The organism is Streptomyces sp. NPDC047014 (genome assembly GCF_040644195.1).
Taxonomy (GTDB): Bacteria; Actinomycetota; Actinomycetes; order Streptomycetales; family Streptomycetaceae; genus Streptomyces.
Genome location: NZ_JBEYVX010000173.1, coordinates 1 through 3,849, shown reverse-complemented (window position 1 = coordinate 3,849; position 3,849 = coordinate 1). Strand labels below are relative to the sequence as shown.

The window sequence follows — 3,849 nt, the reverse complement described above, 5'->3', positions numbered from 1 at the left end:
GCCCCTGCCAGGGCTCGGGGCGACCGGCGGTGGCGGGGGAGGGGCGGCGGGGCGGACCGCCGGTCTCAATGGCTGCGGCCGTGGGCCGAGCGGCGGCGCCGCAGGGCGTACGCGGTACCCCCCGCGGCGGCGAGGAACAGCCCGGCCCCGGCGCCGAGTTCCAGCGGATCCATCCCGGCCACGCTGCCGCCGAGACCGCCGCGGACACCGCGGGCGGAGGTGGCGGCGCCGGAGGGCGGCCGGATCACGACGGGGGCACCGGCGGTGGCGGTGGACGTGAACGTGGAAGGAGGCGGCGGGGGCGGGGGCGGAGGCGGCGGCGGGACGGGCGCGGTCCTCGTGGAACTCGTGGTGGGCCGGGCCGTGCCGCCGGCGATCGTCAGATCGGCGGAGCCGGTCTCCCCGTTGCAGGTGAAGGCCACGGAGTAGAGGGCGCCGCGCCGTGCGTCCCGGTCGACGGTGACCCGTACGGTCCGGCCGCGCTCGATGCTCACGGTGTCGAAGACACCGGAGGAGGCGGTGGCGTAGGCGGCGTTGCAGCCGGTGACGCCGAGCACCACCTGGCCGCCGGGGGCGACGGTCGAGGGGGTGAGGGTGAAGCGGAACGATGTCTGCTTCTGCTTCTGCGTCTGCCGCTGCTCCTGCTGGGACCCGGCCTCGGGGGCGGCCGCGGCGGGCGCGGCGAGGGCGCCGAGCGCGAGGACGGCGCCCGTGGCGCCCGCGCTCAGCAGGGCGGTGGCGGAGGTACGTATCGCACCCATGGTTGATTCTCCCGATCCCCGAGGAGCAGCCCGCGGAACCGTTTCCGCACGTGGGGGTCGTGCGCCTCGATGTCCGCCACGCTAGGCGCGGGGCGGGTGGGCCGCGATCAGGAACGGGCGAATGGGGCATGCCCGTAGGCCGAACCGGGGACGGAGGGCCCGTCCCCGGTTTGCCGGACGGCATCAGCCGCCGAGATCCAGCCGCGGGAACTGCTGGAAGAAGGGTTCGGCGGTCGCGGAGATCCCGCGCCCGAACGGCGCGTCGAAGTCCCAGATGAGGAACAGCAGGAAGGCGATCAGCGCGCTGAACAGACCGGCCAGCAGCATCTCCCGGAAGGAGCGCCGGATCTGGAGGGTGAAGATCAGGCCCACCGTGACCAGCGCGCCCGCGATCAGCCCGAACCAGACCACGCCCGGCATGGTGGCCCCGGCACTGTCACCGCGCGCACTGCGCATGTCGTCCACCACCGCGACCTGGTCCACCAGCGGCTGGTACGCCTGCCCCTCGTGGTCGGTCTGCGGCACGTAGTCGGTGACGTCACGGCGGACGCGCTCCAGCAGCTCGGCGCCGCGGGCGGTGAGTTCGCCCTCGTCGGCCATCACCGCCCACTCGGTGCCGACCACGTGGGTGACGTAGGCGTCGACGTCGGAGCGGATGCGCGCGCGGACCTCGGCCGGGTAGACCTCGGAACGCACGCTGATCTCGTGCAGGGCCTGCGCCTCCTGGCGCACGTATTCCTGGGCGGCTCCCCGGCCCTCCCAGACTCCGGCGATCGCGAGGCCCAGCACGATCGCGTAGATCACCCCGATCATCATCGTCATGTACTCGATGACGTCCGGGGTCTCGTTCGGATCGTCGTCCTCGCCGATCCTGCGGTGATTGAAGAAGGCGATGGACAGCACCACGGCACACGCGGCGGCCATCGCGAGGGACAGGACGAGCCATTCCGACAAGATGACTCCAGATCGGTAGTTCGGTAACTCGGCAGACCGGTGGTTCGGCGGTCCGGTGGTTCGGTGGTTCGGTGGTTCGGTCGACGGGGGCGGATCACCGGGGGCGCAGCGCGACGATCGCGAGCACCGCGGGAGCCGCGGTCAGCAGGGTGAAGGTGACCGGCGAGATGTGGTGCTCGACGGGTTTGCGGGCGGCGGTCCGGTAGGCCGGGCGGGCCACCTGCCGGGGTGGGGGAGTGACGGCGGGCGCAGGCGGCGCTGGGGGCACCAGGGCCGCGCGGGGCGGCGCGGGGACGGGCTTCGGCGGGGGCGGGGCCGCCTTCACGGGCTCGGGTACGGGCCTGGGCGCGGGCTTGGCGGGCGGCGCGGGCTCCGGCGGGGGCGCGGGTTTCGGCGGCGCGGGTGGCGGCGGGGTCGGCACCGGCGGCGGACTGGGCTCCGGGGGAGGAGGCGTGGGCGTCGGGGTCGGGGTCGGCTTGGGGGGCTGCGGGGGCTTGGGCGGGCACGGGGGAGGAGGCGGCGGTGGGCAGTGGGGGTGGCCGGGATGACCGGGGCGGCCGGGGTGGCCGGGGCGGTCGTGGCCGCCGGGGTGGCTGGGATGGGTGGGGGCGGTGGGGTGGCTGGGGTGACTGGGCTGACCAGGGCGGCCGGGGCGGTCGCCTCCCGGCCGGCCGTCGGGGCGTCCGCCGTGGTCGGGGCGGCGCCCGTCACCGTGATGTCCACCACCCGGGCGGTCTCCGCGGCCGCCGCCGGAGGCCACCGCCACCGCGGCGCGGGCGGCCGGACCGTCGCCGGGGCGGGTCGTCGCGTAGGCGCTGCTATCAGCCACGGCCGGTGTGGTGGCCAAGGCCGCCCACAGCAGGACCGGGACCGCCATCAGGCGCCGGGCACAGGCTCTGTTCACCCGGGGAGCATGGGCCCGCGCGCGCCCGCGCACGCGAGGCTCGGGCCCCGGTTCGCCTGAACGGGTGGACTGCGCACCCGAGAGGTTTGAGCCAGGAACGGGCCGGTCCGCATCGACTCCGATCGCCCTCCGGTCAATTCTCAAAAGGGATTTGTCGGTAACGGTCAATCGCCCCGCGGAGGCCGCCGGGTGCCTTTGGTGTGTGACGAAGAACGGATCGCCAATTTCCGCTTTTGCTCGCCCTGTTGGGAAATGATCAGTACATTCGGCTCGGACAGGAGTCCGACCGCGGCCGGACCGCCGTAGGAACAACGCTTGGAGATCCCGATGGAGCGCCCCGCCTGGGCCCCGCCAGGCATCGACATATCGGTGCCGAGCGTGTCCCGCATCTACGATTACTACCTGGGCGGGTCCCACAATTTCGAGGTCGACCGGCAGGCGGCCCGCAGGGCCATGGAATTCATGCCGGGACTGCCCAAGATCATGCAGGCGAACCGGGCATTCATGCGGCGCACCGTCCGGCACGCCGTCGCCGAGGGCGTCACGCAGTTCCTCGACATCGGCTCCGGCATCCCCACCTTCGGCAACGTCCACGAGATCGCCCAGGCCGCCAGCCCGCAGGCGCGCGTGGTCTACGTGGACCACGACCCGGTCGCCGTCGCGCACAGCGAAGCGGTCCTCGCGGGCGACGACCGCACCGGCGTCGTCGCGGCGGACCTGCGCAAGCCGCGGCAGATCCTCGCCGCTCCCGAGGTCGGCCGGATCCTGGACCTCGACCGCCCCGTCGCCCTCATGCTCGTCGCGGTCCTGCACTTCCTGGAGGACGAGGACGATCCGTACGAGGCCGTGGCCGAACTGCGCGAGGCGCTGGCCCCCGGCAGCATGCTGATCCTCACCCACGCGTCCTACGAGGGGATCCCGCTCACGGAGGAGGTCGCCGGCGGCGCGGTCGGCGTCTACCGGGACATCCGCAACCCCCTGGTGATGCGCACCGGGGAGCAGATCAAGGGCTTCTTCGACGGGTTCGAGATGGTGGAGCCGGGCCTGGTCTCCATGCCGGACTGGCGCCCGGACCGCTCCGAGGGCGCGGAGGCGGCCGAGGACGCGGAGACCCCGGAGGACCCCTACGCCTTTTCCGGCTACGGCGGCGTGGGACGCAAGGCGTGAGACTTCCGGCACAGACGGCGGGCGCGCCGCACACCGCCGCGGGCCCCGGGCCCGCGGCCGCGC

General features: G+C 74.0%; 4 protein-coding genes. 1 reads left to right on the top strand and 3 read right to left on the bottom strand.

Annotation, left to right across the window (positions count from 1 at the left end; translation table 11 throughout):
- Positions 1–65 precede the first annotated feature (65 nt).
- The 3 genes from ABZ873_RS33975 to ABZ873_RS33965 form a co-directional block, all read right to left on the bottom strand.
- Positions 66–761, bottom strand: coding sequence for a hypothetical protein (locus ABZ873_RS33975; protein ID WP_360880687.1), 696 nt, complete (start codon positions 759–761; stop codon positions 66–68).
- Between the two features lie 183 nt (positions 762–944).
- The gene (locus tag ABZ873_RS33970) at positions 945–1,715 is read right to left on the bottom strand and encodes a hypothetical protein (protein WP_360880684.1); all 771 of its coding nucleotides are present in this window, start codon (positions 1,713–1,715) and stop codon (positions 945–947) included.
- Positions 1,716–1,809: 94 nt separating this feature from the next.
- Positions 1,810–1,935, bottom strand: a complete 126-nt coding sequence (locus ABZ873_RS33965; RefSeq protein WP_360880681.1) for a hypothetical protein — start codon at positions 1,933–1,935, stop codon at positions 1,810–1,812.
- A 1,011-nt stretch (positions 1,936–2,946) separates the two neighbouring features.
- Between ABZ873_RS33965 and ABZ873_RS33960 the strand changes: the two genes are divergently transcribed.
- Positions 2,947–3,786, top strand: coding sequence for an SAM-dependent methyltransferase (locus ABZ873_RS33960; protein WP_360880690.1), 840 nt, complete (start codon positions 2,947–2,949; stop codon positions 3,784–3,786).
- Positions 3,787–3,849 lie beyond the last annotated feature (63 nt).